This is a genomic window from Achromobacter sp. FW305-C-28 (assembly GCF_058783235.1).
This window is the reverse complement of the sequence record NZ_JBYSYL010000001.1, coordinates 691,829-715,821: the sequence shown is the minus strand read 5'-3', so window position 1 is coordinate 715,821 and position 23,993 is coordinate 691,829. Positions and strand designations below refer to the sequence as shown.

General features: G+C 63.5%; 27 protein-coding genes and 1 other RNA gene. 5 read left to right on the top strand and 23 right to left on the bottom strand.

Going from position 1 to position 23,993, the window contains the following annotated elements; all coding sequences use genetic code 11:
- Positions 1-65 precede the first annotated feature (65 nt).
- The 5 genes from ubiG to AC3WMR_RS03255 all read left to right on the top strand — a co-directional run bounded on the left by ubiG (position 66) and on the right by AC3WMR_RS03255 (position 3,892).
- Positions 66-794, top strand: coding sequence for a bifunctional 2-polyprenyl-6-hydroxyphenol methylase/3-demethylubiquinol 3-O-methyltransferase UbiG (ubiG, locus tag AC3WMR_RS03275; RefSeq protein ID WP_492262647.1), 729 nt, complete (start codon positions 66-68; stop codon positions 792-794).
- The gene (locus AC3WMR_RS03270; RefSeq protein WP_492262646.1) at positions 791-1,465 is read left to right on the top strand and encodes an HAD-IA family hydrolase; all 675 of its coding nucleotides are present in this window, start codon (positions 791-793) and stop codon (positions 1,463-1,465) included. The genes ubiG and AC3WMR_RS03270 overlap by 4 nt, the downstream gene beginning before the upstream one ends.
- Positions 1,466-1,796: 331 nt before the next feature.
- Positions 1,797-2,975 carry an MFS transporter gene (locus AC3WMR_RS03265; RefSeq protein WP_492262645.1) on the top strand — a complete coding sequence of 393 codons (1,179 nt, stop codon included), beginning with the start codon at positions 1,797-1,799 and terminating at the stop codon, positions 2,973-2,975.
- Between the two features lie 90 nt (positions 2,976-3,065).
- Positions 3,066-3,456: a transfer-messenger RNA gene (gene ssrA / locus AC3WMR_RS03260) on the top strand.
- Positions 3,457-3,598: 142 nt separating this feature from the next.
- Entirely contained in the window at positions 3,599-3,892 is a 294-nt protein-coding gene (locus AC3WMR_RS03255) for a hypothetical protein (protein WP_492262644.1), read from the top strand.
- Positions 3,893-4,012: 120 nt separating this feature from the next.
- Here AC3WMR_RS03255 and AC3WMR_RS03250 read toward each other — a convergent pair whose 3' ends face one another.
- The 23 genes from AC3WMR_RS03250 to AC3WMR_RS03140 form a co-directional block, all read right to left on the bottom strand.
- A complete protein-coding gene (locus tag AC3WMR_RS03250; protein ID WP_492262643.1) occupies positions 4,013-4,282 on the bottom strand; it encodes a hypothetical protein in 270 nt (89 codons plus the stop codon).
- On the bottom strand, positions 4,266-4,814 hold the full coding sequence (locus AC3WMR_RS03245) for a hypothetical protein (protein ID WP_492262642.1): 549 nt from the start codon (positions 4,812-4,814) through the stop codon (positions 4,266-4,268). The genes AC3WMR_RS03250 and AC3WMR_RS03245 overlap by 17 nt, the downstream gene beginning before the upstream one ends.
- A gap of 2 nt (positions 4,815-4,816) precedes the next feature.
- A complete protein-coding gene (locus AC3WMR_RS03240; protein WP_492262863.1) occupies positions 4,817-5,260 on the bottom strand; it encodes a hypothetical protein in 444 nt (147 codons plus the stop codon).
- Between the two features lie 100 nt (positions 5,261-5,360).
- The gene (locus AC3WMR_RS03235) at positions 5,361-6,092 is read right to left on the bottom strand and encodes a hypothetical protein (protein ID WP_492262641.1); all 732 of its coding nucleotides are present in this window, start codon (positions 6,090-6,092) and stop codon (positions 5,361-5,363) included.
- Between the two features lie 289 nt (positions 6,093-6,381).
- Positions 6,382-9,564: a TipJ family phage tail tip protein gene (locus AC3WMR_RS03230; RefSeq protein ID WP_492262640.1), complete on the bottom strand. Its 3,183-nt coding sequence runs from the start codon at positions 9,562-9,564 to the stop codon at positions 6,382-6,384.
- On the bottom strand, positions 9,561-10,169 hold the full coding sequence (locus AC3WMR_RS03225) for a tail assembly protein (protein ID WP_492262639.1): 609 nt from the start codon (positions 10,167-10,169) through the stop codon (positions 9,561-9,563). The genes AC3WMR_RS03230 and AC3WMR_RS03225 overlap by 4 nt, the downstream gene beginning before the upstream one ends.
- 3 nt (positions 10,170-10,172) lie before the next feature.
- Positions 10,173-10,946, bottom strand: coding sequence for a C40 family peptidase (locus AC3WMR_RS03220; protein ID WP_492262638.1), 774 nt, complete (start codon positions 10,944-10,946; stop codon positions 10,173-10,175).
- A gap of 2 nt (positions 10,947-10,948) precedes the next feature.
- The gene (locus AC3WMR_RS03215; RefSeq protein ID WP_492262637.1) at positions 10,949-11,677 is read right to left on the bottom strand and encodes a phage minor tail protein L; all 729 of its coding nucleotides are present in this window, start codon (positions 11,675-11,677) and stop codon (positions 10,949-10,951) included.
- Between the two features lie 8 nt (positions 11,678-11,685).
- Entirely contained in the window at positions 11,686-12,099 is a 414-nt protein-coding gene (locus AC3WMR_RS03210) for a hypothetical protein (protein WP_492262636.1), read from the bottom strand.
- On the bottom strand, positions 12,096-13,604 hold the full coding sequence (locus AC3WMR_RS03205; protein ID WP_492262635.1) for a phage tail protein: 1,509 nt from the start codon (positions 13,602-13,604) through the stop codon (positions 12,096-12,098). Before AC3WMR_RS03205 ends, AC3WMR_RS03210 begins: the two co-directional genes overlap by 4 nt.
- A gap of 5 nt (positions 13,605-13,609) precedes the next feature.
- Positions 13,610-13,948: a phage tail protein gene (locus AC3WMR_RS03200; RefSeq protein ID WP_492262634.1), complete on the bottom strand. Its 339-nt coding sequence runs from the start codon at positions 13,946-13,948 to the stop codon at positions 13,610-13,612.
- A complete protein-coding gene (locus AC3WMR_RS03195) occupies positions 13,945-17,385 on the bottom strand; it encodes a phage tail tape measure protein (RefSeq protein WP_492262633.1) in 3,441 nt (1,146 codons plus the stop codon). The genes AC3WMR_RS03200 and AC3WMR_RS03195 overlap by 4 nt, the downstream gene beginning before the upstream one ends.
- 1 nt (position 17,386) lies before the next feature.
- Complete coding sequence (locus tag AC3WMR_RS03190) at positions 17,387-17,632, bottom strand: DUF1799 domain-containing protein (RefSeq protein WP_492262632.1); 246 nt, start codon at positions 17,630-17,632, stop codon at positions 17,387-17,389.
- Between the two features lie 62 nt (positions 17,633-17,694).
- Entirely contained in the window at positions 17,695-18,033 is a 339-nt protein-coding gene (locus AC3WMR_RS03185) for a phage tail assembly chaperone (protein ID WP_492262631.1), read from the bottom strand.
- Positions 18,034-18,042: 9 nt separating this feature from the next.
- Entirely contained in the window at positions 18,043-18,693 is a 651-nt protein-coding gene (locus AC3WMR_RS03180; RefSeq protein ID WP_492262630.1) for a phage tail protein, read from the bottom strand.
- A gap of 57 nt (positions 18,694-18,750) precedes the next feature.
- Positions 18,751-19,101, bottom strand: coding sequence for a tail completion protein gp17 (gene gp17 / locus AC3WMR_RS03175; protein WP_492262629.1), 351 nt, complete (start codon positions 19,099-19,101; stop codon positions 18,751-18,753).
- Positions 19,094-19,522 (bottom strand): HK97-gp10 family putative phage morphogenesis protein, encoded by a 429-nt coding sequence (locus AC3WMR_RS03170; protein ID WP_492262628.1) that lies wholly within the window; start codon positions 19,520-19,522, stop codon positions 19,094-19,096. Before AC3WMR_RS03170 ends, gp17 begins: the two co-directional genes overlap by 8 nt.
- Entirely contained in the window at positions 19,519-19,848 is a 330-nt protein-coding gene (locus tag AC3WMR_RS03165; protein WP_492262627.1) for a phage head closure protein, read from the bottom strand. The genes AC3WMR_RS03170 and AC3WMR_RS03165 overlap by 4 nt, the downstream gene beginning before the upstream one ends.
- Positions 19,845-20,321, bottom strand: a complete 477-nt coding sequence (locus tag AC3WMR_RS03160) for a head-tail connector protein (RefSeq protein WP_492262626.1) — start codon at positions 20,319-20,321, stop codon at positions 19,845-19,847. The genes AC3WMR_RS03165 and AC3WMR_RS03160 overlap by 4 nt, the downstream gene beginning before the upstream one ends.
- A 2-nt stretch (positions 20,322-20,323) precedes the next feature.
- Positions 20,324-20,578: a hypothetical protein gene (locus AC3WMR_RS03155; protein ID WP_492262625.1), complete on the bottom strand. Its 255-nt coding sequence runs from the start codon at positions 20,576-20,578 to the stop codon at positions 20,324-20,326.
- A gap of 55 nt (positions 20,579-20,633) precedes the next feature.
- Positions 20,634-21,881, bottom strand: coding sequence for a phage major capsid protein (locus AC3WMR_RS03150; RefSeq protein ID WP_492262624.1), 1,248 nt, complete (start codon positions 21,879-21,881; stop codon positions 20,634-20,636).
- A gap of 2 nt (positions 21,882-21,883) precedes the next feature.
- Complete coding sequence (locus AC3WMR_RS03145) at positions 21,884-22,723, bottom strand: head maturation protease, ClpP-related (protein WP_492262623.1); 840 nt, start codon at positions 22,721-22,723, stop codon at positions 21,884-21,886.
- Positions 22,701-23,987, bottom strand: coding sequence for a phage portal protein (locus AC3WMR_RS03140; RefSeq protein ID WP_492262622.1), 1,287 nt, complete (start codon positions 23,985-23,987; stop codon positions 22,701-22,703). The genes AC3WMR_RS03145 and AC3WMR_RS03140 overlap by 23 nt, the downstream gene beginning before the upstream one ends.
- Between the last annotated feature and the right edge of the window lie 6 nt (positions 23,988-23,993).

Here is a 23,993-nt window from a genome sequence, read left to right as displayed (position 1 = left end):
TCGTGGCGCTACCCGGCGCTGCACCCCTCTATATATATAGAGAGCCGCCTTATGCTGGACCGCCCATGACCACCCATACCTCCGACACCGCCCAAGCCACCATCAACGCCGACCAGGCCGAACTGGACAAGTTCGGCGCCCTGGCCAGCCGCTGGTGGGACCCCGAAAGCGAGTTCAAGCCCCTGCACGCCATCAACCCGTTGCGCCTGGAATGGATCCAGGAATCCGTGGGCAGCCTGGGCGGCAAGAAGGTGCTGGACGTCGGCTGCGGCGGCGGCATCCTGTCAGAAGCCATGGCGCGCGCCGGCGCGGACGTCACGGGCATCGACCTGGCCGACAAGTCCCTCAAGGTGGCTCGCCTGCACGGCCTGGAATCAGGCGTGAAAGTCGACTATCGCAAGGTGCCGGTCGAACAACTGGCCGCCGAACAGGCCGGCCAGTTCGATGTGGTGACCTGCATGGAAATGCTGGAACACGTGCCGGATCCGGCGTCCATCGTGCGCGCCTGCTCGGCCCTGACCAAGCCCGGCGGATGGGTGTTCTTTTCGACGCTCAACCGCAACGCCAAGGCCTTCCTGTTCGCGATCGTGGGCGCCGAGTACGTGCTGCGCCTGCTGCCGCGAGGCACCCATACCTACGACATGTTCATCAAGCCCAGCGAACTGGCCGCGGCCGCCCGCGGCGCGGGGCTCGAGCCGGTCGGCATGCGCGGCATGGAATACAACCCGATCACTCAGATCTATTCGCTGACGTCCGACACCTCGGTCAACTACCTGATGGCTACCCGCAAATGAGCGCCCTGATCCTGTTCGATTTCGACGGCACGCTGGCCGATACCGCCCCCGACCTGGCCGCGGCCGCCAACCAGCAGCGCACGCGCCGCGGCCTGGATCCCCTGCCCTACGAAGCCCTGCGGCCGGTGGCCTCGCAGGGCGCGCGCGGCCTGCTTCGCGTGGCGCTCGGCCTGAAGGCCGGCGACCCCGATTACGAGCCGACCCGCCTGCAATTTCTGGAAGACTACGCCGCCAGTTCCACGGTTCACAGCAAGCTGTTCCCGGGTATCCAGGCGTTGCTGGACGACATTCGCCAGCGCGGCCTGTCCTGGGGCATCGTGACCAACAAGGTCACCTACCTGACGCTGCCGATCGTCGACTTCCTGGACCTGACCCGCGACAGCGCGGTGTTGGTCTGCGGCGACACCACTGCCCATGCCAAGCCCCATCCGCTGCCGCTGCAACATGCCGCGCGCGAGGCAGGCTTTTCGGTGGACCGCTGCGTCTACGTGGGCGACGACCTGCGCGACATCCAGGCGGCGCATGCGGCCGGCATGCCGGCGGTCGCGGCCGCCTATGGCTACGTCGGCGAAGATGAAAACCTGACCACCTGGGAAGCCGAGGCCTGCGCCAATACACCGGCCGACCTGTGGGCGGCGATCCAGCCGCTGCTGCCGCGCGACCTGCGCTGACCCCCAGTCTTTCCGGCGTGACACGGGTTCGGTCGAATTAGTTGACTTGACCGAACAATTTATCCGGACTCGGCGGCTTTATCCGGCGCCGCTGTTGAATTAAAGTTGAGTCCATACCGGCATTCGGGTGCTTCCCGATTGCCTTTCCCGGCAGATGCCGGCGCCGTGCGGCAACGCCCGCACAGCAAATCCACGCCACGCACCGACGGCTTGCAGCCCTCGTGCAATTGCGCACCGATCTGTCACCGGTGCGCAACCCAGACCTTTTTTGAACGCCCATCCCGCACTATCCGCGCGTTGCCGACGGCATCGCGCGCACCAGGAATTGCCTATGCTTTTGCCCATCCTGCTACTTTCAGCCGCCGGCTTCACCATTCTGACAACCGAATTCCTGATCGTCGGCTTGCTGCCCAGCCTGGCCCGCGACCTGGGAGTCACCGTGTCCCAGGCCGGCCTGCTGGTAACACTATTCGCCTTCACGGTGGCCGCCACCGGCCCGCTGCTGACCGCATTGATGGCCAATATCGAACGCAAACGCCTGTTCATCGGCGTGCTGGTGCTGTTTGGCCTGTCCAACGCGCTGGCTGCACTGGCCCCCAATATCTGGGTCATGGCGATCGCCCGCTTCGTCCCCGCGCTGGCGCTGCCCGTGTTCTGGTCGCTGGCCAGCGCCACCGCCGTGGAACTCGTGGGACCGGCCCGCGCCGGCCGCGCCATCTCGATGGTGGCGTTCGGCATCGTGGCGGCCACGGTATTCGGCATCCCCATTGGCGTGTTGATCTCGGACGCCTTCGGCTGGCGCGCCGCTTTCTGGGTGCTGTCCGTGGTGGCGTTTGCCAAGGCGCTGTTGCTGTTGCTGGCCTTCCCCAGCACCCGCATCCGCGCGGAAAGCGTCAAACTGGTCACCCAGCTGCGCATCTTGCGCAATCCCATCGTGGTGGGCCATGTGCTGCTGTCGCTGCTGGTGTTCACCGGGATGTTCACGGCCTACACCTATCTGGCGGACATGCTGGAACGCCTGGCCGGCTTCAATGGCCAGGTCGTCGGCTGGACGATGATGGCATTTGGCGCGGTGGGCCTGATCGGCAACACGCTGGGCGGCCGCCTGGTCGATCGCAGCCCGCTGGGCGCCACGGCACTGTTTTCGGCGCTGATGGCCGCGGGCCTGGCCTTCGTGGGTCCGGTGATGCAATCGCACGGCCTGTTGGCGGTGGCGCTGACGACCTGGGGCATTGCCCAGGCGGCGCTGTTCATCGTCTGCCACGTGCGCCTGATGAAGTCGGCCCCCGAAGCGCCCGCCTTCGCCGCGTCGCTCAATATCTCGGGCGCCAACATCGGCATTGGACTGGGCGCCGTGGTCGGCGGCCGCGTGATCGACCAATACGGCCTGGCCTCGCTGGGCTGGGCGGCCGCTGCGATCGTGGCGCTGTCAGTGGCCCTGGCGTTCCTGCTGATGGCGGCTTCACGCCCGCGCGCCTCCAGCAAGGCAGCGTGCGCCAACGTAGCTTGAGCCGGCTCGCTGCGCTGGCGCGTCTCGCCCTGCCGGGCGAGGCGCACAAACGCAGCAGGCTATTGCGTTTACCAGTACAATAGACTTCTTGGGGCCGATCCGGATTCGACGTGGGTCGCGAAACAACTCAGGGCATGCCGAGCACCAGTTCGCTCGTTAAACCACTGGAAACACTACAAACGCCAACGACGAGCGTTTCGCTCTCGCCGCTTAAGCGGTGAGCCGCTGCACTGATCTGTCCTTGGGTCAGGTGGAGGAAGGCAACTTCCTAGGGGGGGTAACCCTCGAACCACAGCAGCGACATTCACAAGGAATCGGTCTGCGCTGGGGTCACACGGCTCAGATTTAAATTACGTGAATCGCTTTGGTCCGGCCTGTCGGTTGGCTAAGTCCAAGGTTAAAACTAAATAAATCGACTACGCATGTAGAACTGATTGCAGAGGGCTTGCGGACGGGGGTTCAATTCCCCCCGGCTCCACCAAATACCCTAGTGTTATCAAGCACTTAGAAAAGGCCAACCCTAAAAGTTGGCCTTTTTTTTGGGCTGTTTTGGGTTGAATGGTCAGCTTTTTGGTCAGCATTTGGAGCGCCGTGGTACTGTTCATAAAAACAGTGTTTCTGCCATGCCATTCAAAGCTCCCCTCACCTACGCCGCGCTGCGCGCCATCCGAGAGCGGCAGCCCGAAAATCCCGACGTGATCGCCCTGCTATGGGAGGTCAAGCGCCTGCGCTCGGCCCTGCTGCGCATGCACCAGGTGTCCTGCGACCTGAAGCGGCCGCCGGGCCTGATGGGCGACATCTACGACGAGCTGCTGGCCGGCCTGGCCAATGAACCCTGTGTGCTGGAGCGGGATCAGATGACAGCCGAATTGCTGGAAGCGCCGGCCAAGCTACGCAAGGGCATGGCACCGCGTTAGGGCCTGCAAAGCCTGGCCCAAGTCTCGTTCCACTCCAGCACCTGGCGCCGCACCTGGGCCGGCGTTGCGTCAACTTGTGTAGCCGAATCAAAGTAGACCGGCTGCGCGTGGTCGCAGTACTCAACGCCCACCCTTGCCGGCGGGGCCGCGCACCCAGCCAGACTTAAGGCGATCAGCAACAGCATCATCGTCCTTGCGGGCCACTTCGTCCTGTACATCGCGCACCTCCTGACGGGCCTTCGCCGCCTGTTCGTTGATCTGCTCGGTGCGCCGCTGGCGCTCGGCCTGGCTCCCCGTGGCGCGGCCCCGATAGAACACCCCCACCAGCGTGCCCAGGAAGATGCCGGCCAGCAGCAGCCAGCCCTGCATGCGTTCAAGCCACGTTCGCATTTCGGCCCCCTATCTCGATGTAGGCCTGCGTGTGGTTGCTGGCCCACTTCTTCCGCAGGGCTGCCCGCACTTCAGGCGTGCCCCGGCTGTACGCGCCAGGGCGCCAGGTGCGCAGGTACAGCAACCAAGCCCCCTCTTCATCGCCAATGCCTGGCAGGCGCCCCGGATCGCTCCACAACAGTAGACGGGCTAAGCCGGCCGCCAGCACATTGTCCTGCTCGATGGCATTCCAGATTGCGGCGTTGTCGGCCGCCACGCCTCGGGCGCGATACAGTTGCGCCGCCAGGTCACGAGTGGCCGCATGAGTCCGCACGCCGTTGACCATGCCACCGCCCTGCTCGGCCTGCCAGAAGCTCTTAGCCGGGCCTGTCGGCCGCGGTGGACTACCGACAAGTTGCCGGCGGTCGATAAATCGGCTTTCCTGCAGGCCAATAGCCAGCAGCATCACCCGCGCCTCCGGCGTGTCCATCCTCGCCGGCAGCAAAGCCAGCGCCGGGGTGATCGCGGTATCGTTGATCGTCTGAAGATTCATGATCAGCCCTCGCCACCAGGCCGCACGCCGAACAACTTTGCTCGCGCCTCGGCCACCCATTCCAAAAGTCCCTTTTGGCGCATCGTCGCCATCCAGCGCATGTATGCACCCAACACCCACCACGCTGGCAGGCCGGCAAGCAACATGCTCGGCCCGAGAACGTAGAACTTCGCCAGCAGCGCATCGTCGGAGCCGGCGCCGTGATGCGCCAGCCATGTCATGGCTTCCATAAGCCCTGGTTTCCATGCGATGACGGCGCCGGCCAGCGCCGGCCCGAACATGAAAGAGCAGGTGACCGTGCAGACGCTGCGTACAGTAAATTCCCGCGGCGTCTTGGGCGGCATGATCAGCAGCCCGAGCATCGCAGCCAAGGCGGCGGGAATGCCGTAAGCCATTGCGACCTTCAACGCCGCCAAACCACCCAGACCAGTAGATCCCGGTTCCATATTTGCCCCGCTCCTGTTGACGGTGTGCATGATTGCCTCTCCCGTATGGACGAAAAAAAGCCCGCCGTAGCGGGTGCGACTTTCATTTTTTTCTGGCGCCCTAAAGGCCAGCAACATCTACTACGTTAATGAACAGTTTTCGCCGATCGATCGTCGGTTCATTGGTTGGAAAGTCGTATATCCCACTCGCATATCTCGCCATGGTTCCACCAAGGACACTGCCCATTTGCCTGAACAAGCACATCGATCTTATGTTCATGTACCCCGGATTAGGCCCCACGCCCGTCGCCGCCTCTGTCGAATACCACGGCACGGCCCCTTGCATGATCGCAGGCACCGCACCCAACGGGTATGAGAAAAGAGCCATGTTTGGCGCAGCATCGCTGTCGGTGGTCGGGAGCATGGATACATCACCATTGATGAATCCCATATGTCTTAGATAGGGAAATCGAGAATCGTAAGTGACGCCCCCGGCCGAATTTTTTACGCGCAAGCCGTAGTGGTCATTGATCGGTGCGGCGAAGTTTCTGGGGTCGTCGAACAGATACCAGTCCACTAGTGGGGTGCCTGACGCCCCCACGGTATAAGCCCCAAACTGGGCACTCCGCCCCGACCCGGAAGAGAAATAGTTGAAGAGAACTGCCGGCCAAGCAGACTTGAATGCCAAAACGCCGGTAGTGCCTGGGATTGCAGTTGTTCCGAACAACATCCGGCCAGATCCGGACTGAGTACACGCAACGCTTCCCTTGGCCCGTAGTGCCAGGTTGCTGTAGGTGCTATCTATCTGCACTACAGCGCCATTCACAACTTTCAAGCCGTAGTCAGCCATCATCCAATCACTCCGTAGTGGATCTTCACCCCTCGCCGATATAGCTGCGGAACCTCTTCAAAGGACCAGACCAGCGAGTTGCCAGAAATGCTAATTTCCGGAATCGATAACACGCTTCCATCCTCGGTCAATTCCCACGCAAACCAGCCTTGTCGCCCTCCGAACTCGGGCACCGCTACGGAACTGCTCACTCGCCCCGTTAGCACTTCCCCTATTCGCCGAGGGAGCTTGTCCGTGACCCGCACGACGATCACGCCGGCCGCGTTTTTTACTTGCAGTCCATAGGTCGCCATTACGGTATGTACCCCAACGTCGTACGATCAACCCCATTCGGATCAAAAATGATGACCTGCTGCGGATTGATCTGCATCCGCCCCCCGCCAGGAAGCGGCGAGTTGATCTCGAACGTTCCCGACTTATTGAGCCGCCATCCCTGTTGGCCGGCGACATAGTTGTTGGACTGGATGTAATCGCCGATCTTCGCGTTCGTGATGGTCCCGTCTTGAATGAAGGCCTGGTTGATGAACGTCTGGCCGCCCTGGATCGCAAACGGCGTGGATATGACGCCGTTGATCAGATTGATGAAGGCGAAGCGGTCGGCTAGGAAAAGGACCTGCGACTGCATGCCCTCCGGCGTGTTCTCGACGCCCACACCGATGCCTGCGGCGTACAACTTGCCATCCGGCCCGGTAGACTGCGCCTTGATGCTCACCATCGCGTTCAGGCCGTCTTTGACCTGCTTAATTTCGGTCGCGGCACCGCCCCCAGACTCAATCTCGGTGATCAAGTCCTGGCCGAGCATCGACTTTTCAATCTTGCCGCCAATCTGTTCCAGAATCGGCCCCGCGTCCGAGCTGGCCTGGCCGCGCACGCCGAGGCCAGAGGCCGCTGGATACCAGGCACCTGTCACGCCGTTCTTATCCACCAGGCGCGCCCAGAACCAAAGCTCCTTTCCGGCACTCAAGCCGAACAAGGTATGCGTGTTCTGCGGGTAGGCGAAGACGCCCAGCGGTATCGCAGCGTCGAAGCTCGAATTGGTGGAATATCGAATTTCTGTGCTGGCGATGATGGACGGGCCAGGCGGCAGTCCCCAATCCAGTTGGATAGCGAACAGCAAGCCCGTGGCAATCAGGCTTGTGATGACCGGCGGCGGCCCGACGATGCCGTCCAACTGCGTCAAGACCGACGTGGTCCAAATCGAAGCCACGCCAAGAGCATTCAGCGCCCGCACGCGGAATGTATAGCCCCCGGAGTAAATATTGGGAACCTCCACGCGTGCGTAGCCCGTGCGCGGCAGATTTATCCAGTCCGAATTGTCGCGGCGCCATTGCACCTCATATGCCACCGCGCTGTCCGCCCCCTTCCATTCGAACACCGCGGTATGGTTGGCCACGCCCTGGCTAAGGATGTAATACGAACTGATCTTAGGTTCCGTGGGCGGCGCCAGCACGCCGGGAGGGATAACCGAAATCGGTGGCCGATCCAGTCGCGTGCCGAAGTCAACATTGTTGAACTTGCCCGGCTCATGCTGGATGGCCGACACATCCGCCAGCACTGCGCCCTTGCGCTTGATACTCAAGACGCGAAACGTCTGCGCGGACAGCGCCTCCGATTCCAGCGTCCATACGCACTCCGACTCCGGCACCTCCGAAAACGGCACCCTGACATCGATATGCATAGCCGAACCTGGCAGGCCAACAAGGTCCGCCGTCAGCTTCGTGGAGTCATAGCTGTAAACACCCGAATCCAGGGTAAGCGGCTCGCCCACCGCTGACGAAACAAGCCGGGTTTCAGACTTACCGCTGGGCAGGTTCACCGTAAGGCGATCACCCGGTCGGATTCCCAGCTCGGCGTCGACCACGATGCGGCTCGCCGTGGCCTCACGGACGCGCCCACCGATACGCCGGCCGGCCAGATGCTGGTCCGCGACTCGAATGATGCTGCCAGGGCGGACCTGGCATTGTTCCAGGCCGACGCTGAAGGTGACGCCGCGGGTCTCCAGATTGGAGGTCAGCAGAAGCCACTTTCCGACCCGGTTCGCCTGGCCGCGCGACGTGCATCCGAAAGCGGTGACTTCCAGCTGCTTGATACCGTAGCGCGCGATGCCCTCTCGGTTCTCGACGTACTCGACCTTCTGGCGCCCCATGTCCGTCAGATCGCACCAGGACACCAGCGCGACCGTGTAGCGCGTGTTCAGTGCCGACCCGGTGTAGGAGAACCGGCCATCAATGACGTTGGCCGACGAGTACGTGTAAACCGGATCGCCCGGCATATCCGCCACTGCGATCACCGAAGAATTCGCCCAGTACGCCATGCCTCGAAACACCGATGCGAGATCCTGGATCACCCGGTACGCGTCGGCCGTCGTCTGAAGGTAGACGTTGCAGGTAAAGCGCGGCTCTTTCCCGCCGAATCCATCGTCTACCAGCTCGTCGCAGTAGCGCCCGATCTGGTACAGACCCCACTTGTCCAGCCATCCGGCCGGAACTCGCTCGCCCAGGCCGTAGCGGTCATTGCCCACCAGGTCGAAGAACACCCAGGCCGGGTTATCGGTCCACGCCGTCTTGAACGTGCCGTCCCAGGTTCCGATATAGGCGCGCGTCTCCGGGTCGTAGTTGCTCGGCACCCGGATGATGCGCCCCTTAATGTCGTAGGCACGCGTGGGCACGCTCTGAAACTGCGCTGCGTCGATCTTGATTCCGACGACAGCGGACATGGGATAGCGCAGCTTGGCGTCGATCACCTCGGTCACGGCGTCGACGATGGTGCGATCCGCGATCGTGTTGCTGTTCGCGTTGGCTGTCAGGCGCCGAACGCGAACGCTCCACCCCTGCTGCGCACCGGCCGGCAGGTCGATGCGGTGCGACCGCGCGTAGCGCTGCGTGGTTTTGCCATCAAAGGCGCTGGCCAGCACCTGCTGGTAGGCCGCGCCGTCGCGGCTTACGTCGATGGCGTACTCGACGCGGTAGCCGTTGATATCGCCGTTCGACGTGTCGGCCTTGCTCAAGCCCTCGACGGCCAGGGTCACCCGCACCGCGGACAACTGGCGGTTGGTGAACAACCGCACCCAGGGCTGCGTGGCCTTCAGTTCGGTGTTGACGCCGATCGTGTTCTCGGAAGCGGGGAACCCGGGCAACGGGTCTTGCCATTGCGTACCGGTGCGAAAATCGATCGACACGTTGGAGAAATTGAGCGTACCGTCTTCGTTTGCAACGGGCGTGCCGTTGAGGTACACGTCGCGCAGTGCGCCGCCAAGGCCATGCACCGGGCCGTAGATTTCGCCCTCGCTCAGAAGATCGATGACCCGGGCATAGGCGATGCTGTGCAGGCTGTCCGGGGCTTCGCTAGGCCCACGGCCACCGCCGCCGCCTTTGCCGCCTTTATGGCCGACGACAGGCGCGCCACCACCCAGACGACGCCCATAAAAAAAGGCACCCGAAGGTGCCTTTCGTTTCATGCGATACCGCTGTTTCATGCCTGATCCTCGCTGAAGATACCCGCGGATATCGTTGCGCTGCCAATAATCATCCGTCCGTACAACACCGGCACGGGGTTGCCCTGGGCCGACGTGTTCACCGGTCCGTTGAAGTTGTAGGAAGCCCCGTTCTCCGGACGATCGGCCGCACTCAGCGCCCGCTGCTGGGGCGAGAGCATCTGCACCACCCCACCCAAAGCTAACGACACCCCCATCGAGAACATCGCGGTCGTGCCAATTGCCCCCTGCGCACCCAATGCCACCCACCCCATTGGGTTCCAAACTGCCAGCGCAATAAGCGCGGCTCCCAGAACGGTCTGGAACAACCCGCCGCGTTTGCCACCGGCAGGCATTGGAGCTATGCGGATATCGGCGTCACCGACCGGATGGGAAAGCTGGTCCTCTCTCAGGTTCCGCTTTCCGACAAAGCAGGCGTAGGCCACGCCCTCGCCAGCGCTGGACGCCATCTCAGCCTCAAGGCCAGGCAACAGCACGCAGAGCGCGCGGACGGCCTCTGCGGTGCTGTTAACTGCCAGCCTATGCACCCGGCCGAATTGCGCGCCCAGGCGCCCGTATAGCCGCACTGTGCGTAGTGTTTCGCTCATGTATCACCCTTGATATCGCAGCACCAGACGCGTGGCCTCGCGCCAATAACCGCCATACACCACCCGTTCGGACTGGCGCCCGTAGAGGTGGTGCAGCATCGCGTCAGGAACCGAGAACAGGCCCGGCGCTTCCTTCAGCCCCTCGGCGCCCAGGAACACGCCGGCGTGGTTGGCGCGGTTGGACCGGACCTGCATCAGGATCACGTCACCTGGCGCCATGTCCTCGCCGGCCTGCAGCGGCCGGAATCCCGCCTCGGCGTAGTGGTCCATGTACAGGTCGCCTTCGCGGCCTGGCTCCCACCATCCGTCCTCTCGCTGGAAGTCCGGCAGCTCGATGCCGCGATCGCGCTTGTACCAATCCCGCACCAGGCTGTAGCAGTCCAGCACGCCATGCGCGAACTGGCGGCCCAGCAATGGGGCCTGGAAGCCCACCGGGGTAAAGCCCCGGACCTCGCCCGCCACCACGGCGCCGTCGTCGCCCTTGGCCACGGCCACGATGAACCAGGGCAGGCCCGTAGCCTCGCAGGCCACTCGGTCCGCCTCGCTCGGTGCCGGCGTCTCGTCGGGATGGGAGTGCACGATCGCCACGATCCGCCCGGCGTCTTCGGCCGCGGCGTAGTCGTCGGCCGCAAGGACGAAATGGTCGCCGCTGGCCGCGGTGTTCCGGCACGATACATACACCTCCCGGCGCGCCACCATCACCACCAGCCCGCAGCACTCGCGCGGGTACTCGGCCATCGCGTGGGCGCGGATGGCCTCCATCGTCTTCTTGCGCATGTCTATCCCCTTATCAGGTCGGCCGAGGGGAAGCCGCCGAAGTTGATGACCTCGTATTCGCCGAATCGCTTCTTGCAGTCGGACATGAGGCCCGAGCAGCGATCGCGCGCTGGGTCCGTGACCGGGTTGCCAGCCAGGTCAAACATGCGGCTTCCGGTGTAGCCGCAGTACGGACCGCGGTACCCGCCCTTGCGCAGCCAGCTACACACACCGGCGAGAATCGGCCGGCTGGGCAACTGCTGACCGTCGAAGTCCAGCGCGCTCGACAACTGGAACTCCACCGCCTCGGCGGTCTCGGCCGTCTTCTGCTGCACGATCCAGACTTCGGGCGGCAATTCCTCGGTGGGGTTGGCGGTGGGATTGCCCTCCGGGAAATTGCGTGCATCAAGATAACTACCCAGCGTGCGCCGCACCCGCACCCAGGCGCCCACCATGTCGTCCAGTGCGATACACAGGGAAGAAATCACGCCGGCAATCGGCTTGCCTTCGGCGTCCGCGCCAATATTCCCCACCGACAAAGTGGGCGTTGGCTGCTGGCCGTCGCCGACCTGTTCGAAGCCCTCGGCCGTGATGGCCCAGGGGTCGTATTGGTTTCCTTGCCACCAGATCGGTCCGACCTGCGTGTAGCCGTGAAAGCGCTGGAGCGTGCCGCCGATCGGCGTGGCGTCCAGTTCATAAAGTTCGACAAGATCCCCAACTTCCAGCTTTTGCACATCTGCGTAAATCCGCATCTTTCCCCCTATGCCTTTAACGCGGCCGCCAGGCGGAACAGATCCAGTCGCTGGTCCTGAGTCAGCCCCAACACGTCCGCAGCCGCGTGAAGCATGGCGCTGCCCCATTCGAACGCCTGTAATTCGCCCCAGGCGCGCCGGTAGTAGGCCGGCGTGGCCGGATCGTTCAGGAGTTCTTCGAAGGCGTCGAACAGCGTCCAGTCCAAACGCCCGTCCTTCGGATAGGGCGTGAGGCGCATCGCCTCGCGCAACTGATACCGAGAAACTGGCTTTGGGAAGGCCGGCGTCGGCGCAACCCAATCCCCGCTTTCGGATGCCACCATTTCAGGAGCGGGGCGCTCACCAGTCATGACTACCCAGCCATTCTCCGGACCACCGCCGATCTGCTGATCGCTATATCCGACTTTTCCGTAGACATTCATAGCGCACCTCGAACTTTCCACACCCGAACCCGCAGACGACCATTGGAAATTACATCCACTTCGCCCCCCCCACCGCCAGACAACGATCCAGGCGCTGCAAGGCTGTGGCGTCCCGTTTGCACAACAATGTGACCCGTTCCAAGTTGACTTGCACGAGTCCCATGTGTTTGCCACTCCACGGGCACCGCTGAAGTGTTAAACGTGGTCAGCCATCCGGAATCAAACCACTGGTCCGTCAGGGCTGGATGGCGAAGCTGAGCTTCGCAAACGACCGGGCAGCCTGGAAATGGGTTGTCGTATACGTACCTGGTGTTTATTTGGATGGTCGGAGGATTTTGCAGCGAACCACCGGGGTAGTAATGTAGGAAGCCAACCGAAGTTTCCAGACTCTGGAAGGCGGCATTTAGAGCCGCATAGTCGCTGGCCAGTTGCGCGGCATCTGCCGCCCCCGGGTTGGTGACTGCGCCGAACGCCTGCACAGTCCATACCCCGGCGACGTTAGAGGGTCGGGTTTCGGCGGAAGTGCGAGCTACTCGGGACGCATCAAATGTGTAGCTAGATGCATAGTCGCTTGCAATGCGCTGTGAGCCTTCGATGAGATAGCCATTGCCGCCATCCACAACCGCCCTGAATGGCCCAGAGGTGTTTCCTGAAGGGTTAGCCACCATGCGGGCAATGTTGCGGCCCCAGCCGATATCAAGCGGGCCAGCGATATTCTGCAGGGCGTCTCGTTGAATAGATCCGGCGGCACCTGACGAAAGCGAGCCGTCACCACGCATAAACAGCGCGCCAATCGAACCCGACGCTTTGCCGTTGTAGTCGGGCATGCGGATAGTCGTGGAGCCGTCCCCCAGCGTGTAGGCACCACGCTTCAGCGGGTCTGCGAGCCAGTCCGATTCCGATACCACCGGCACCGTCCCAGCAGCCACCATCGCTGCCAGGTCAGGAAATGTGGCCCGTGATACGGTCTGACCGTCCGCAGGAATCTGGCCGGCTGGTATAGAACTGCGCAGAGGCCACCAAGCCACACTGCCCACCGCAGGCCCGATACGGGGCAACTGGGGAATTGGGACTTTTCCCCCGCTGTCCAACGTCGCCACCCCACCCGCGACACCTTTCTGCGACATCGGGATCGCGTCGACTGCGTTTGGCAGCTGAGTCGGTGTGACTTTGCCATCGGCGCCCAGCGTGGCGACGCCCCCAGAAGCGCCCTTCTCGTCCGAATGCACAAAATCGTCAAGGTGAACAGACGGCACTTTGCCAGCCGCATCCAACGGAGCGACCCCGCCTGCCATGCCCTTCTGCGACTTTGGCACCGCGGCGTCAGCGACAACCTTCGCGGCAATCGCTTGCTCTTTGGCTTCTACCGCAGTGAGGTCGATCGCATCGACACCTGTCTGCACCTTGGCGAAGTTGGCGTTGACCTTGATCATGCCATTGCGAAGCGGGTCACCGGTTTTGTCGTTTTCCTGCTGGCCAACTTCGATGTGTTCGAGTTCTTGCATAGCGTCTACGGCCTAAAAACCTGTTGAAATTTTGCGGACACGGTGTAAGCAGGCCCACCCATGGGCGTAGGGCTGTAATCGGGGGCCTCGTAGTAGCCCTCGGTGCCCATGGGCGGCGTCCAGAGGAAAGACCGCGTGCCGGCATGGCGATCCAGGAAATCCACGATCTCCTGCATCTGCTCACGCGTGCCGGCGAACTGCACGGGCCACGACTGGACCTTCTTGTTGATACCGTCGCCGACTACCTGTCGGTAGCCGTCGCCAAACTGCGCGACAATCCGCCTGAAGGTGACGGTGCCGGCCGGCTGCCCGACTGGCGCCCAGCGAAACGTTTCTGTCGTCATGCCCTTCCATTCCTCTTGTTCCAATTGGCACCGCCTTGGCGGTTGGCTCGGTCGATTTCTCGACGAACGACGGCGGTGATGCTTTCCGACAGCCGATCGCCAAGCTCGCTTTGCCCCGTCCCCTTGCGATCGTCGCCACCGTCCTGCGTGACGTTGACCTGGATGGAGATGTTCGGCGCCGCCCCCAAGCCGCCTGCCGCCGGCGCACCCTGCGCCACCATCGGGCTGACATGCCCCGACTGGGAACCCATCAGCAGGAACGACTTATCCCCGATGCGTGCCACCTCCGGCATGCCGCGCTCGTTGACCTCGTACATCTGACGCGCAGCCACAGGCCCGCCAATCGCGCGGCGGCCGACCGCGCCCCATGCGCCCGACATGCCGTCGACATTGCCGGTCATCGAGCCGCCCGCCGAGGCACCCGCCCCGGCGGTAATGCCACCGGCCAACGAGCCAACGATGCTGCCGATGGCCCCGACAATGGCCTGCCGGGCAGCGATCCGCGCCAGGTCCGCCAGGATCGACGTGGCCAGGTCTTTGAAGCTTGCCTTGCCCGTGGTCACAAACCGGGTCAACGCGTCCTCCATGCCCCGGAAAGCGCCCGCGAAGACCCCTTGCGACAGCTGAGCGACATTCCCAGCGGACTCGGCGTAGTCAGAGAACGCTTCGCGCGCTCCGTTACGCCAGTTGCCGTTCAGCTTGTCGACTTTGTCGTAGTAGTCCTGCTGGTCAGCCAGCGCCGCCTGCAGGGAATCGCGGATCTTGCCCTGCGCTTCCCGGAAGCGATCCGAGTCAAGCTGGTCCTTCGGCGTGGCCTTGGCTAGCTGGTCCTGATAGCGCTTGAACTCCAGGCGAATCGAGTTTTCAGCCTCCACGCGCTGGCGCGCAACCTGGCCCAGGCCGGCCGTGCCCAGCTGGCGGTCGTACTGCTCCTGCCGCGACTCAGCCGACGACGCGATAGCCTGCTGGATCTGCGCCGCCCGCTCGTCCATCTTGAGCATGGCCTGCTTGGCGGCCAGTTCCTTGGCTATCCCCTCGTTCTTCGTCAATTGGGCGCGGATAGCGTCCTGATTCGCAAGCAGGCTCTTCTGGTCCGCCGTCAGGATCTTCTTGTCCTTCAGGTCGGCAATTTCCTGCTCAAACTCGGCGCGAGCCTTGCCGGCGTCCGTGAGCTTCCTTTCGCCGACCAGCTGCGCAGCCAGCGAGGCTTCCTGCTGCCGAAGATCGGCCAGGCGCCGGGTACCGGCGTCGTCTTTGTATGACGCCCCCTTCTGGTCCTTGTACTTGTCGTTGATGCGCTTTTCCGCATCCGCCATCTGCGTCTCTGACCATCCGGCCAGCGCCGCGTCAGCGCGCATCTGCCTGATTTCGTCAGCGCGGATTTGGGCGCGATCACGCGTCGCCTTTACCTGCTCGCGCAGGCGTTCAGACGCGGCAATCTTCTCCTGCTCACGCTGCGCCTTCAGGCCTTCGCCGCGTGCAGTGGCGTCTTGTTCCTCACGGCGGCGCAGTTCTTGCTCGGTAGCGGCCAGTTCAGCCGCAGCCTTCTTGCGGGCACGGTTCGCGGCGTTTGAACCGCCCCCGTATGCGGCCCCTCCGTCGGTGGACCGAAATCCCTGGTTCTTCTCCAGGTCTTCCAGCAACGCCCGTTGTGCCTGGGCCTGCTTACGCAGTTCCTCTATCGGCTGCGGCCGACCGATGTTGAGCATTGCGTCCCAAGCTTGGCGCGCAGCCAGGCCCAGGCTATGCCACCCACGTTCCAGTGTGCCCGCGCTTTCACGCACACGGTCGGCCGCGCGATTCGTCGCATCGGCAAGTGTCGACTGCGCCAGCGCCACGGCCTGCTCTTTCTGGCCCTGCGTCTCCAGCGTCCGGATGCGCTCATACGTCGCCGCATCCAGGAAATGCATAGACTCATTGATCTTGGCGACAGCCTGGCTGGGGCTTTCACCCAACCGTACAAACTCGGCCACCAGGTCATCCACTGACCGCGTGCCGGTCTCGCTCATATTGACGATGGCGCCGGCCACCGTCTCCAACGAACTGCCCGCTACGCGCCCCGAGGCTACTAGCTTGGTCAGCACGTCAGCCGACCGGCCGACCGTGCTCTGGGCCTCACCGACGCGCCGGGACATGTCAACGAGGCCCTGCGCGGTCTGCCCGGCATAGTTGCCTGTCAGGATCAGCGAATTGCCATAGTCCCGGATCTCGCTCGACCCTTTATAGAACGCCGTGCCCACCAGCGCCAAAGCCGCGCCGACGCCGCCCACCGCCAGCGAGAACGGCGTCACCATCCCCAGCAGCGACCGGAACATAGGCCCGATGCCGCCGAAGCTGTCCTTCATCTGCCCGCCCTGCTGGATCATGATCAGGAACGGGTTCTGGCCGCCCGCCAGCTGGGTAACGATGTCGGTCATCTGAGCCGGCACCATGCGCAGGGCCGCGGCGGTCTGCCGAGCCGAAACGCCTGTGCCGTCCAGATTTTTGTTGACCTGGGCAAGCCGAGCGATGAGCGGGGCTGCACGGTCACCGACGCCAAGCTGGGCGGCGCGGTACTCCAGCAACTGCCGGGCCGTCATGCCAGCGGTTTCCGCCTGCTCACGCAAGCCGGCGATGAACCGATCACCCTGGGCCGCTGCCTGGGCGCTGGAACGCGCCAAAGCCGCTTCTGAGGTGTCCAGGCGCTTCACGGCGGCGCCGTACTGGTCCGCCGTGATTCGGCCTTGGTTCCAAAGGGAAACCAGCTTGTCGGTCTGCGCCTGGATCGCCGATTGCGAACCGGCCCCACGCTCGATGGCCGCCAACGCGGCGTTGACCTCGTTGATATCGCGCGTCAGTTCCTGGAAACCGCGATTCTGACCCGCCAGGACGCCCGCACCTTGCCCCCGCGCACTTCCCGACGAGGCGGCCGACAGTTCCCGTTCCGCGATGGCCGCGGCTCGGGCTTGTTCGACCTGGCGCTGCAAGGCGGCAGCGCGCTCCACGGCCGCCTGGCCGATGTCCCGATACCGGGCGGCAGTCTGCGCCTCCGACTGCGCCGCCTGGGCGCCAGTGGCCGCTACGGTCCGCTGGCCGGCACTCAGGCCGCCCATTGCCGCTTCCGCCTCGCGGATCTTGGCCACCAGCGGTTCGTACACATCGCGCGGCAATCCCGCAGCCTGCGCACGATACTCGGCGACCTCGGAGCGAGAGCGGCCCAGAGTGTTCGCCAAACGCTCCAGCGACTGCCGAGCGCGCTGCTGCGACGAACTCAGTTTCTGGGCGGCTCCCTCGGCCGCCGTTCCGATTCCCTGGAGGCTGCCCGAAGCCTTGACGGCGGCAGCAGCGGCGACAGAGGCCATGCCGTTGACCTCGCGGCCAACCTCTTGCACGGCAGTCTTGACTCCACTGTTGTCTGCGCCGAATTCCAGTGTGGCTTTGCCTACAACGTCTGACATGTCAATCCTTGTGCATTTCTTCCAGGGCGGCTCGCTCCATCACGCGCACCGATTCCCACACCCCAGACCATTCGGCCCGTTTGACGCCTGAGAGGCGGAGCACCGTCGGCAGCGCGCCGTAGTCCAGGCCCGTTGCGCCGCCAACGCCCACTCGCCACTGCGTGTCCATGGCGCAAAAAACCTCGAACGCAAGGCGGTTTTCAGGCAGCAGCGCCACCAGCGGCGGGGCTATGTCCTGGGCGGTCAACCCCAGCCAGGTGTATTCATCGGCGGGCGGCGGTCGCCAGTACCGCCGCCGGGCCGCCGCGATCAGTTTCCCCGGCGAGTCTCCGTCAATTCCGCCAGGAACTTGTCCACGATGGCGGTCACGGCCGGCGCGTGGTAGTTGTTGACCAGCTTCGCCAGCGCCTCGACGGAGAACTCGGCGCTTACGCCTTCCCAGCCTTCGACGATGCCGGCCAGCCACTCGGCGTCGTTCTTCGCTTCCTTGGAGCCGGCGAGCCAGGCATTCAGCTGCTCGCCGGTCAAGTGGCGAAAGACCAGACGCAGCGGCGCCGGGTCCTTGCCAGGACGGGGAATGTCCACCACGGCCGCGAACGTCGTCGGCGCGTCCAGGGAAAAAACTTGCTCTTCGGTCTTTTTCGACATGGCTGGTCCTTACGCCGCGTAGCGGGTCGGGGCGCCGGTCAGCGACAGGGTGACCTGCAGCGTCATGGCTTCGTTCTTGGTGGTGGTGGGCATCTCGCTGAACGAGACGTAGGCGCGGAAGTAGATAACCGAGCCATTGGGCAGCTGGAACCGGATCGCCCGCGGCTGGCGGTCGTCGTTGGCGGCCTTCAGCACCGGGTAGTGCGGCAGGGTGTCGTCATCGGCGATCGTCAGGGTGATCGACCGCGCGCTACGCGTGGTCGGGATCTGGCGTTCGTCGCCGGTGTCTTCCAGGAAGGAATAGTTGTAGAACTGCTGTTCGCCGCCCTGGCTGGCCGATTCCATGACCTGCGAGATCTGCGTCCAGTCTTGGATTCGGCGCACGCTGCCACCGCCCGTGCCGGCGGGATAGCGCTTGGTGTCCGTCGTATCGATGCCTTCCAGCGTCAGGCTGTCGGTGGTCACGGCGTCCGCGCGAGCGATACGGCCATCGAGCGCCGTCCAGCCGGACGCCATTTCCACGATATCGCCGTCGGCTGCGCCATGGGCGGCCGCCGTCACGACGGGCGGCGCTGCATTCGTCACCACAGTCGCCACAGCGACCGCGGCATAGGTCTTCGCAACCGAGAAGATTGCGCCGTTGGGAAGTTTCACGCCCATGTCGGGCCTCCATGAAAAAAGCCGCCCGAAGGCGGCTGAGTTTTTGCCCGGGACGGGCTAATCCTTGAACCAGACAGAGAAAGTCTGCTTTCTGGCGTACAGCTTGGTGTCGGGTTCGTGATCCGACAGCGCGCCGCCTTCGGTTGTGGCGCGCAGCACGGGGCTGAGCCGCAAAGCGTCCTCGGCCAGGCGGATGATTCGAGCCGCATCCTGGTCCAGCAGCGCCCATACATCGATTTGCAGGCGCCCATTGCGCAGGTCGGGAATACCCGCCAGGAAGTTCAGCGGCTTACCCCCCGCCCAGTGATAGGTGATACGCGGCTGGTCGGCACCCTCTGGCGCAACACCCGGGTACAACTCGTCATCAACCAGCGGACCGAGTACAGCGCGAATATCATCTTCAACCATACGAATGCTCCGCAGCGATTTCCCCGATCAGTGCGCGAGCGCGCTCCCGGGATGCTTCCAACGCCTTCTCGTAGAAGTCGAACGCCGGCCGGATGAAGGGCTTGGGGCCGTGGCGACTGTTGCCGTACTCCATCCAGTGGCCGTGGGGCGCCTTCGTGTGGTTCCAGCTGATCTGGTAAACCTTGGCGTCATCGGTAGACCGGTCGTCGGAGAAGACGCGGTAAATCGCCGCTCTCAGCTGGCCAGGCTTGATGCCACTCTTAGGCGGTCCGGTGTACTCCGGCGCAAGCTCTCGCGCCCGCTCGTAGAAGACCAAGGCACCAGCGTGGGCGGCTGGCCGCACTACACGCTGCTCGACGGCATCGACGAAGCGCGTTAAACCCTCAACCGCATCACCGCCCATCTCGAAAGTCAGTTTCATGGTTTCGCCCCCGGTATGGATTGACAAACCAGGTCGACGTACTCGCGCCGGGCCAGATCAGGCAGCACCGCTTGGATGTCGAACACCAGCCCGCCGGTCGCGACCCGCATATTGGACCGGATGTCCTCGCGAAAACGGATGCGTATGCTGGCGCGCACCAACGAGATGTCGGCGTCTGCCTTGATTGTGGCGCTGCCACTCGGGAACCGCACATTAGCCCAGGTCGCAGCATGCTCGACCCATTGCCCCACGATCTGGCCGCCGCCAGTTTTCACCTGCTCCTGGCGCCGGATGGATATTCGCGTGTTGAGTTTTCCGGCCCTCATGGCATCATCGTCCGTCGATCAGGTTTCAGCAGTTCCACCACGCCCTGCGGCAATTCGGCTGCGGTAACGCCCACCACAACCTGCTCACGATTCGCATAGAGGCTCCCCAGCGTCAACCTGACAGCCGCAGTGACGCGTGGATTCGCCACCATTCCATGCAGAACGCGACTGAATCCCAATTTGGCTGCAGCCAAGCGCTCGCGCGCCAGTGATACAGCCATCTCCTGCGCGGCAGGGTTGTTCAAACTGGAAGCGTTGGCGATGGCTGCGTCGTAGGCGTCCTGAGCCTCACCGGCAGCCAAGGGCAACGCATCTTGAGCGGCGCGCAGTTCAACCGCACTGGCAAACACGGCTCTATTGAGATGGCCCGCCACCGCGCTCTCTGCCGATGCCAGAAGCGATTCGAGAAGCGGCCCGTCTTCCGGCTCGGCTCGGCAGTGCTGTAGGCACTCTTCAGGCGTCAGCAGTGGCATAGTCAGTCCCTCTTACCTTCGGCCAGGGCGGCGCGCAGCTTTTCCATGCCCCACCGCTTGTCGTACTTGATTTCCAGCGCATCAAGCTGAGCGCGCAGCGCCACCATCTCAGGAGGGTCGTCATTGAAATCTTCCAGCGCCCCTTGGTCGCGCGCGGCAGACAGCAGCCAAATGGGGCAGTCTTCGCCTGCGGAATACTCGACCGGGTAGATTTCCCCTTCAGGCACACCGCGAATGGTCTTGATCAGTTTGGGCATTTCAGCTCCAGTGCGTTGTCAGAGGGACGGCCGGCGGCCATCCCCCAATCAGGGCTTATGCCGCGACGGCAATCTTCATCGCGCGCATCGGCTCGGGGTTGTGGACACCACCACCCACGCGCTTGGTCGTGTAGAACTGCACGAAGGGCTTGTTGGTGTAGGGGTCACGCAGCACCTTCACGCCCACGCGGTCGTAGATGGTGTACGTGCGTTTGAAGTCCCCGAACAGCACAGCGGCCGAGCCGGCCACCGCATCGGGCATGTCCGGCACCTCGGTGAGCGGGAAGCCGCCCAGGGTGGACGGCTGGCCCGCCACCATGGACGGCTGCCACAGGTAGTTGCCTTGGCCGTCCTTCAGCTTGCGCACCAGGCCCTGGGTCTTGCGGTTCATGGCGAAGCGCGCATTGCCCGTGAAGGCCGAGGGCAGGTCGTAGATCAGGTCGATGATGCCGTCCGAGGTGATGGCAGCCGCAGCGCCACTGTTCACCACCTTGATCGCCCCGAAGGGATGCTTGGCGGCATTGGCACCGCCCACGATGTAAGTCAGGATGCCGAAAGGCTTGTTGGTGCCGTTGCCCGAAACATAGGCCAGCCCTTCCTGCTGGGAAAACTCGGTTTCCACCTCGCCGGCGAGCCAGCTTTCCAGGTTGATCGCGGAGTCATCCAGCATCTGCTGCGTGGCCGCCGGGTTGGCGTAGATCTCGCCCCAGCCGAAGGTCAGCGAGGCGAAGCCCGCGGTGTTCGTCTGCGGACGGGCGGCGGTTTCGCCGACCCAGCCCGAGGCCGTGCCGCCCAGGTTGTACAGCTTGGTGAGTCCGGCGCCCGAAACGGGCTGCACGGTTGCCAGCTGGCGCATGGGCGAAACCAGCACCAGCTTGTCCGTGATTGTGCGGTCCCATTCCACCGGAGCAAGGTAACCCCCTTCTTCCGCGGCCCCCTTGTTCAAGGCGGCTTGCACGTCGCCCTTCTTGAAGTGGGCGTTGAACGCGTCGCTGTACTCGGCGTCCTTCAGGACCTGGCCGCCGCCCCCGCCCATCTGGGCCGATGCGATCTTCAGGTTGGCTTCGTCGATACCGGTTTGCAGCCGGGAGATGTCAGCGTTGATCTTCTCGACCTTGAGCGCCTGCAGGGCGTCGTGCGTGCCCTTCTTGACCTCGTCCAGCTGCTTCGTGTGCTCGTCCTTGAACGTGGCGAAGGCCTGGTTCAGTTGCTCGATCAAGGCCCGTACTTCTCCCGGACCGCCAGCGTCGGCGCGAACGGAAACCAGCCCGCGCAGCACGTGGGCATTCGATTGGTGCTTCATGTTTAACCTCGCAGGGTTGAAAGTGTGGTTTGCAGCAGGGCTGCTACGTCGGCACCAGCGCACGGCTTGGTGGGTTCGGCAGCGCTCGGCTTGCCGGAGAAAAGTGCTTTGAAGGTGTCGCGCCGCGAAGACCGGCTGTATCCGGCCTTCGCCATGGCCGCCTCCACTTGGGCCAAGGCCCGCCGCTCCGCACTGGATTGGGGGGCCTCACTAATCGCGGCGCCGTCCAGTAGCCCGGTGGCGAAACCATCTTCCACGGCCTGGTCCGCGCCAATCCAGGTTTCCTTGTCCATCAAGGCGGCAGCCTGTTTGGGCGTCATCCCCGTGCGGGCCGCATAGACATGCGCCATGGCCTCGTCGAACGGCTCCAGCTTCGCCGCAGCATCGACCAGGTCGTGGCGGTTGCCGATGGCGACAGCCCAGGCGTTGTGGATCATCAGGAATGACCCCTGCCCCATCAGAATTTCATCGCCGGCCATGGCGATTACTGAAGCGGCCGATGCGGCCAGGCCAAGGACCTTGACCGTCACCTTTGCCTTGTGTTCTCGCAGTGCGTTATAGATCGCCACGCCTTCGAAGAAATTCCCCCCAGGCGAATTGACATTGACCGTCACGTCCCGCGCACCGATGGAGCGCAATGCGGACTGGATACGCTTGACGGTCACGCCGCTTCCATCCCAAGCTTCCCCGATGGCGTCGTAAATCGAGATACTGGCATCCTCGCCTTCGTTCGCGGCGCGCACTTGGGGTGCCCACCGTTCCAGGGCGTCTGGGCGAAGGTCGAAATCGGCCCCCCCCAGGCGGGCGTCCGCCTTGATTTCAGGAAGTTGCAGCAGGCTCATTAGATTTTCCTTTCTGGGTAATGGGGTCGCGCAGCCTGTTTGCCTGCGGGTCATCGCTCGCGGGAAGGTCGGACAAGTCCCGGATCTCGTTCTGCCACATCCAAGGCGCATGCCCGCCCGCGCCCGATGCCTTGGCGAAGTAGTCCGCCTGGTCTTTCAAGGTGCCGCGCATAAGCGCGCGCTCGTTGAACTTGTAGGCCAGTTCGTCCAATTCCTCATCGGTGAGGAAGGTGCGCATCGCGGCCTGCTCCCACGCCGTAAACCAGAACTGCAATCCATACTGCACAAAGAAGATCCCCAGCTGCTCGATGCCCGACCCCCAACTGGTGTCATCCATCATCAGGAGCGGTCGTGGCACGCCAAAGGCGCGCGCTACTTCTTCGATCTGCGCGTTTCGGTTCTCGATGTGCTGCGCTTCGGCTGCGGTGACCTTGAATTTGTTTGCCTTGGCGCCTTCCTCCAACAGCATCCAGCGCTCGGCGTTCTCGGCCCCCGCAAAATCGGTGTCAAGGGAACTGCGCATGCGGCCATAGGCCGTATCCGAGAGGGCTTTGGGCACCTCCACTGCACCGCCCGCCAGGTTGCCCGTTCGAAACACCCGACCAGCAGCGCGCTCGGCGTCCCGCGCCAACGAGATGGCATCTCGCGCGAGCTTCATGCGGCCCAGACCCGCTACGCCGTCGATAGAGATGTCTCGCAGGTGGAATACATCCTTCTGGGCAAGCAGTACCTGCTGACCATCCGGCCGCGTGTACGTGTAGCGCATCTCCCAGCCCGCCAACTCGGCCTTAACGGACCCAAGCGCCATGGGAACAATCGCAATCGGCCGACCAGCCGACCAGATCACCCGGGCGTAGGCATTGCCCTGCTGCAAAACGTGCAGCTGCATCATGCTCTTGAATTCGAAGGGCGTTTGCCAGCCGTTCGGCTTCAGCTTCATCAGCCGATACCCTGGATGGTCTTTCGCTGACGCTTTGGATGCGTCGTTTCGAATCAGATTAAGCGGTAGCATGCCAAGGGACGTGGCGATTAGAGACACGCACCGCAATGCAGCCATGTTCCGCAGCGACTCCACCCGGCTGCTGTAGTCTCCGCTGCGGATGTATTCCAGCAACGCCGGGTCATCCAACCCCCGGAAAGCTTGCCCCCTTGGCTGCTGCGAAGCCTGCACGCTTTCGAGTGCAATGCTGGGCTCTAAGCGCGGGCCAGCTTCAGGCGCCGACTCGTTGGCCGTGCTGCCCAGAAAGCGGTCCAATAGTTTCATGGGTTC

What these genes read in the sequence shown, in the direction of transcription:
- AC3WMR_RS03230 (WP_492262640.1), bottom strand. Translation starts at nt 9,564, where the DNA reads ATGAAACAGCGGTATCGCATGAAACGAAAGGCACCTTCGGGTGCCTTT.
- gp17 (WP_492262629.1), bottom strand. Translation starts at nt 19,101, where the DNA reads ATGGTTGAAGATGATATTCGCGCTGTACTCGGTCCGCTGGTTGATGAC.
- AC3WMR_RS03145 (WP_492262623.1), bottom strand. Translation starts at nt 22,723, where the DNA reads ATGAGCCTGCTGCAACTTCCTGAAATCAAGGCGGACGCCCGCCTGGGG.
- AC3WMR_RS03225 (WP_492262639.1), bottom strand. Translation starts at nt 10,169, where the DNA reads ATGAGCGAAACACTACGCACAGTGCGGCTATACGGGCGCCTGGGCGCG.
- AC3WMR_RS03205 (WP_492262635.1), bottom strand. Translation starts at nt 13,604, where the DNA reads ATGCAAGAACTCGAACACATCGAAGTTGGCCAGCAGGAAAACGACAAA.
- AC3WMR_RS03140 (WP_492262622.1), bottom strand. Translation starts at nt 23,987, where the DNA reads ATGAAACTATTGGACCGCTTTCTGGGCAGCACGGCCAACGAGTCGGCG.
- AC3WMR_RS03200 (WP_492262634.1), bottom strand. Translation starts at nt 13,948, where the DNA reads ATGACGACAGAAACGTTTCGCTGGGCGCCAGTCGGGCAGCCGGCCGGC.
- AC3WMR_RS03185 (WP_492262631.1), bottom strand. Translation starts at nt 18,033, where the DNA reads ATGTCGAAAAAGACCGAAGAGCAAGTTTTTTCCCTGGACGCGCCGACG.
- AC3WMR_RS03265 (WP_492262645.1), top strand. Translation starts at nt 1,797, where the DNA reads ATGCTTTTGCCCATCCTGCTACTTTCAGCCGCCGGCTTCACCATTCTG.
- AC3WMR_RS03160 (WP_492262626.1), bottom strand. Translation starts at nt 20,321, where the DNA reads ATGCCACTGCTGACGCCTGAAGAGTGCCTACAGCACTGCCGAGCCGAG.
- AC3WMR_RS03170 (WP_492262628.1), bottom strand. Translation starts at nt 19,522, where the DNA reads ATGAAACTGACTTTCGAGATGGGCGGTGATGCGGTTGAGGGTTTAACG.
- AC3WMR_RS03245 (WP_492262642.1), bottom strand. Translation starts at nt 4,814, where the DNA reads ATGAATCTTCAGACGATCAACGATACCGCGATCACCCCGGCGCTGGCT.
- AC3WMR_RS03195 (WP_492262633.1), bottom strand. Translation starts at nt 17,385, where the DNA reads ATGTCAGACGTTGTAGGCAAAGCCACACTGGAATTCGGCGCAGACAAC.
- AC3WMR_RS03165 (WP_492262627.1), bottom strand. Translation starts at nt 19,848, where the DNA reads ATGAGGGCCGGAAAACTCAACACGCGAATATCCATCCGGCGCCAGGAG.
- AC3WMR_RS03180 (WP_492262630.1), bottom strand. Translation starts at nt 18,693, where the DNA reads ATGGGCGTGAAACTTCCCAACGGCGCAATCTTCTCGGTTGCGAAGACC.
- AC3WMR_RS03235 (WP_492262641.1), bottom strand. Translation starts at nt 6,092, where the DNA reads ATGATGGCTGACTACGGCTTGAAAGTTGTGAATGGCGCTGTAGTGCAG.
- AC3WMR_RS03250 (WP_492262643.1), bottom strand. Translation starts at nt 4,282, where the DNA reads ATGCGAACGTGGCTTGAACGCATGCAGGGCTGGCTGCTGCTGGCCGGC.
- AC3WMR_RS03150 (WP_492262624.1), bottom strand. Translation starts at nt 21,881, where the DNA reads ATGAAGCACCAATCGAATGCCCACGTGCTGCGCGGGCTGGTTTCCGTT.
- AC3WMR_RS03155 (WP_492262625.1), bottom strand. Translation starts at nt 20,578, where the DNA reads ATGCCCAAACTGATCAAGACCATTCGCGGTGTGCCTGAAGGGGAAATC.
- AC3WMR_RS03255 (WP_492262644.1), top strand. Translation starts at nt 3,599, where the DNA reads ATGCCATTCAAAGCTCCCCTCACCTACGCCGCGCTGCGCGCCATCCGA.
- AC3WMR_RS03240 (WP_492262863.1), bottom strand. Translation starts at nt 5,260, where the DNA reads ATGGAACCGGGATCTACTGGTCTGGGTGGTTTGGCGGCGTTGAAGGTC.
- AC3WMR_RS03270 (WP_492262646.1), top strand. Translation starts at nt 791, where the DNA reads ATGAGCGCCCTGATCCTGTTCGATTTCGACGGCACGCTGGCCGATACC.
- AC3WMR_RS03215 (WP_492262637.1), bottom strand. Translation starts at nt 11,677, where the DNA reads ATGCGGATTTACGCAGATGTGCAAAAGCTGGAAGTTGGGGATCTTGTC.
- AC3WMR_RS03220 (WP_492262638.1), bottom strand. Translation starts at nt 10,946, where the DNA reads ATGCGCAAGAAGACGATGGAGGCCATCCGCGCCCACGCGATGGCCGAG.
- ubiG (WP_492262647.1), top strand. Translation starts at nt 66, where the DNA reads ATGACCACCCATACCTCCGACACCGCCCAAGCCACCATCAACGCCGAC.
- AC3WMR_RS03210 (WP_492262636.1), bottom strand. Translation starts at nt 12,099, where the DNA reads ATGAATGTCTACGGAAAAGTCGGATATAGCGATCAGCAGATCGGCGGT.